The organism is Actinoallomurus acaciae (assembly GCF_042429965.1).
In the GTDB taxonomy this organism is placed as follows: Bacteria; Actinomycetota; Actinomycetes; order Streptosporangiales; family Streptosporangiaceae; genus Actinoallomurus; species Actinoallomurus acaciae.
Genome location: NZ_JBHLZP010000625.1, coordinates 1 through 4835 on the forward strand (window position 1 = coordinate 1; position 4835 = coordinate 4835).

The window sequence follows — 4835 nt, forward strand, 5'->3', positions numbered from 1 at the left end:
CGGCCTCGAACATGTTCACGTACTCACCGGTCGCCGCGTTCAGACCCCGACCAGGCTCCAGCGAACGAACCCGCTCGGCCACGACGCCGCCCTCAAGACCGGCGTTGACCGCGATCTGCTTGAGCGGCTCCTCCAACGCACGCTTGACGATCGAAGCACCAGTAGCCTCATCACCCTCAAGCTCGATCTTGTCGAACGCACCCGTACCCGCCTGCAGCAGCGCCACGCCACCACCAGGCACGATGCCCTCTTCGACGGCGGCCTTGGCGTTACGGACGGCGTCCTCGATGCGGTGCTTGCGCTCCTTCAGCTCGACCTCGGTCGCCGCACCCGCCTTGATCACGGCCACACCACCGGCGAGCTTGGCCAGGCGCTCCTGGAGCTTCTCCCGGTCGTAGTCGGAGTCGCTGTTCTCGATCTCGACCCGGATCTCGTTGACACGGCCCGCGATGTCGTCGGTGTTACCCGCGCCATCGACGATCGTGGTCTCGTCCTTGGTCACCACGACGCGCTTGGCCTGGCCGAGCATGTCGAGGGTGGTGTTCTCCAGCTTCAGACCGATGTCCTCCGACACCACCTGACCACCCGGTCAAGATCGCGATGTCCTGCAACATCGCCTTGCGACGGTCGCCGAAGCCCGGCGCCTTGACGGCGACGGACTTGAAGACACCGCGGATCTTGTTGACGACCAGGGTGGCCAGGGCCTCGCCCTCGACGTCCTCGGCGATGAGGACGAGCGGCTTGCCGCTCTGCATGACCTGCTCGAGAACCGGCACGAGGTCCTTGTTGGCCGAGATCTTCGAGCTGGCGATGAGGATGTAGGGGTCGTCGAAGACGGCCTCCATGCGCTCCGGGTCGGTCACGAAGTAGTGCGACACGTAGCCCTTGTCGAAGCGCATGCCCTCGGTCAGCTCGAGCTCCAGACCAAAGGTCTGGCTCTCCTCGACCGTGATCACGCCTTCCTTACCGACCTTGTCCATCGCCTCGGCGATCATCTCACCGATCGAGGTGTCACCGGCGGAGATGGAGGCCGTCGAAGCGATCTGCTCCTTCGTCTCCACATCCTTGGCGATCTTGGAAAGCTCCTCACTCACCCGCTCGACCGCGGACTCGATGCCCCGCTTCAGCGACATCGGGTTGGCGCCGGCGGCGACGTTACGCAGACCCTCACGGACCAGCGCCTGCGCCAGCACGGTGGCGGTGGTGGTGCCGTCGCCCGCGACGTCGTCGGTCTTCTTGGCGACCTCCTTGACGAGCTCCGCGCCGATCTTCTCCCACGGGTCCTCGAGCTCGATCTCCTTGGCGATCGACACACCGTCGTTGGTGATCGTGGGGGCGCCCCACTTCTTCTCCAACACGACGTTGCGGCCCTTGGGACCAAGCGTCACCTTGACGGCGTCGGCGAGCTGGTTCATGCCGCGCTCGAGGCCGCGCCGCGCGTCCTCATCGAACGCGATCATCTTTGCAGCCATAGGCTCCAGATCCTCCCGGAACGGGGTGGCTATCACTGGATCGAGTCGACGCCCGCGACGGACGACCTGTCCGGCGGCTTCCATGCCGCCGCCGGGTGTGAGGCCTCGTCGCCTCGATCGCTTGTTCAAGGCTGGCACTCTCAATGGCCGAGTGCCAATGTCGTGTTTAGCACTCTACCCAGGAGAGTGCAAGCCGTACCCCGTCTCACCTGGTCACCGACATGCCAAGGCCCGGCGCACCAGGCGCCGGGCCTCGACCGAGCTATACGGATCAGAGCATGCGAACCGACTCCGCCTGCGGACCCCGGTCGCTCTGGGTGATCTCGAACTCGACCCGCTGCCCCTGCTCGAGGCTGCGGTAGCCATCAGCGACGATGGCCGAATAGTGCACGAACACGTCCCTGCCACCGTCGACCGCGATGAAGCCGTAGCCTTTGTCCGCGTTGAACCACTTGACGGTGCCTTGTGCCATTCCTAACAACTCCCACCAGGGCAATTCCCGTGGTCATTCCCACGGCTACCGACTCGAGCCCGCCGGAGGCGCGGAACCCGACGGCCAGCACGGGTGCGCCGCGATGACCATCGCCGACCATACACACGGCTACGGTCCGTGGAACACCCTTTACCCAAGATGAGCGGACGGCCGATCCTGGTCAATGTGAGTTCATTAAAATGGGAACTTCGGCACGGGCTAGTAAAAAATGCCCTGACGCGCTACTGCCCTCTAACCACCGGCGACCGCAGGGATGATCGAGACCTGCGTGCCATCAGGGGTGACGGTGTCGAGGCCGTCGGCGAACCGCACATCCTCTTCGCCGACGTAGACGTTCACAAAACGGCGGATTTTGCCGTTTTCGTCAAGGATTCGGGCAGCGATCCCGGAGAAACTGGCCTCCAGGTCCGCCACGACCTCGCGCACCGTCGATCCGGACGCCGTCACTTCGGACTCACCGCCCGTGTAGCTCCGAAGGATCGTCGGGATACGCACGCTGATGGAGCTCATACCAGGCCTGCCTTTCGGAAAGCGTCGAAGGTGGGAGCGATGTTCGCGGAGGGCTTGGCGACCGGCGCCACCGCGTCGAGGGTCTTCAGTCCGTCGCCGGAGTTGATGAACACGGTCTCGGCGCCCGGGTCGAGCGCGCCCGAGGCCAGCAGTTTGCGGAGCGAGCCCAGCGTGACGCCGCCGGCGGTCTCGCCGAAGATGCCCTCGGCGCGGGCGAGCAGCCCAATGCTGTCCACCACCTCGTCGTCGGAGACGTCCTCGATGGCACCGCCGGTGCGCCGGACGGCGTCCAGGACGTACGGGCCGTCCGCCGGGTTGCCGATCGCGAGCGACTTGGCGATCGTGTCGGGCTTGACCGGCCGTACGACGTCGTGCCCGGCCTTGAAGGCCGCGGCGACCGGCGAGCAGCCGGTCGCCTGGGCGCCGAAGACCTTGTACGGCTTGTCCTCGACGAGGCCGAGCCTGATGAGCTCCTGGAACGCCTTGTCGATCTTGGTGAGCTGTGAGCCGGAGGCGATCGGGACGACGATCTGGTCGGGCAGCCGCCAGCCGAGCTGCTCGGCCACCTCGTATCCGATCGTCTTGGAGCCCTCGGCGTAGTAGGGCCGCACGTTGACGTTGACGAACGCCCAGTCGTCCTGCTCCCCGGCGATCTCGGAGGCGAGCCGGTTGACGTCGTCGTAGTTGCCGTCCACGGTGACGAACGTGCCGCCGTACACCGCGGTCGTGACGATCTTCTGCTGCTCCAGGTCGGACGGGACGAACACCGCGCTGCGGATGCCCGCGCGCGCCGCCGCGGCGGCCACCGCGTTGGCGAGGTTACCGGTGGACGGGCAGGCCAGCACCTTGAAGCCCAGCTCGCGGGCGGCGGCGAGCGCGACCCCGACGACGCGGTCCTTGAACGAGTGCGTGGGGTTGCCGCTGTCGTCCTTGACCCACAGCGTGCGGACACCGAGCGTCTCGGCGAGGTTGTCGGCGCGCACCAGGCGGGTGAAGCCGGGCTCGGTGTTGGGGGTCTCGGCGACGTTCGAGGGCACCGGAAGCAGGTCACGGTAGCGCCAGATGTTCTGCGGACCCGCCTCGATGCGCTCGCGGCTCACCTGGGAGTAGTCGTAGGTGACTTCCAGGGGGCCGAAACACTGCTCACAGGCGTAGCGTGGGCCAAGATCGTAGGATTCTCCGCATTCGCGGCACGCAAGTGCGGTCGCGGGGCCGAGGTTTCGGGCGGCGTTCTGCGACATGGAGCGAGGCCTCTCTCCTCATCTTTCTCGTGCCACCTTGGTCACGAGCCGGAGTTGGCACCTGTCCCGGGCGGCCTCGCGTCTGTCGGCGAGTTGCGGCGCGGCTGCGCCGCACTGGACCGCATGTCCGGGAGGGTTGCCGGGGCTTCGACGGGCCGGTCCCTCCACCCCTCTGGATGAGCGGTATTGAGTTGTATCAGGAACTGTATACGTGACTGACCGGTTCTTGGCCACCCCGGGGTCTCAGCGCGCGAGACAGAGAGGGATCTCACGCCACGGTGAGCATCCGTATGGTCACGAAACGGACAGTGGCGGACCTTCGGGGATTGGGGCGGACAGCGGCCGGTTACTCTCCCCCCATGGCTGACACGCAGGTGCTCGTGGCATCCAACCGTGGCCCGGTCTCCTTCTCCCTGGCCGACGACGGCGCGCTCTCGATGCGCCGCGGCGGCGGCGGGCTCGTCTCCGCGCTGGGCGAGCTGAGCGGCGACATCCTGTGGGTCTGCGCCACGCTCTCGGACGCCGACCGTACGGCGGCGCGACGCGTGACCGAGGGCCGGCTGGACGTCCCCGGCATCGGCGCCGTCCGCATGCTGGACATCCCGCCGGGCACCTTCCACCGTGCCTACAACGCGATCGCCAACTCCACGCTGTGGTTCGTCCACCACATGCTGTACGACACCCCGAACAAACCGCACTTCGACGCCCGATCACGCCGCGACTGGCAGTCCTATGAGGCCTACAACGCGGCCTTCGCCGACGCGCTCGCCCAGGACGCCGCGCCGGGCGCGAAGGTCGCCGTGCAGGACTACCACCTGACACTCGTGCCCACGCTCCTGCGCGACCGGCGACCCGACGTCAAGATCACGCACTTCTCGCACACCCCGTGGGCACCGCCGGAGTACTACCGGCTGTTGCCGGACGACATCGGACGCCAGGTGCTCGAAGGCATCCTCGGCGCCGACCACGCCGGGTTCCAGACCCGGCAGTGGGCCGAGGCCTTCATCGACTGCTGCGCGGCGATCCTCGGCGCCGGCGTCGACCGCGCGGCCCGTACGGTCACCCACCGGGGCCACGTCACCCGGGTCGGCGTGCACGCCCTCGACGTCGACGGCGACG

General features: G+C 67.1%; 4 protein-coding genes, 1 pseudogene and 1 riboswitch. Of the genes and pseudogenes, 1 reads left to right on the forward strand and 4 read right to left on the reverse strand.

The features are described 5' to 3' along the window. The 4 genes and pseudogenes from groL to thrC form a co-directional block, all read right to left on the reverse strand. A pseudogene (groL, locus tag ACFFNX_RS43560) lies at positions 1–1472 on the reverse strand (chaperonin GroEL); the annotation flags it as partial. A 271-nt stretch (positions 1473–1743) separates the two neighbouring features. Further along, complete coding sequence (locus tag ACFFNX_RS43565) at positions 1744–1944, reverse strand: cold-shock protein (RefSeq protein WP_141955084.1); 201 nt, start codon at positions 1942–1944, stop codon at positions 1744–1746. Between the two features lie 252 nt (positions 1945–2196). After that, positions 2197–2475: a MoaD/ThiS family protein gene (locus ACFFNX_RS43570; RefSeq protein ID WP_378212121.1), complete on the reverse strand. Its 279-nt coding sequence runs from the start codon at positions 2473–2475 to the stop codon at positions 2197–2199. Continuing rightward, entirely contained in the window at positions 2472–3716 is a 1245-nt protein-coding gene (thrC, locus tag ACFFNX_RS43575) for a threonine synthase (RefSeq protein WP_378212122.1), read from the reverse strand. The genes ACFFNX_RS43570 and thrC overlap by 4 nt, the downstream gene beginning before the upstream one ends. 15 nt (positions 3717–3731) lie before the next feature. Further along, positions 3732–3899, reverse strand: a riboswitch (SAM riboswitch). Positions 3900–4075: 176 nt separating this feature from the next. Between thrC and ACFFNX_RS43580 the strand changes: the two genes are divergently transcribed. After that, positions 4076–4835: trehalose-6-phosphate synthase (locus tag ACFFNX_RS43580; RefSeq protein WP_378212123.1), on the forward strand; the 760-nt coding region annotated here is incomplete at its 3' end.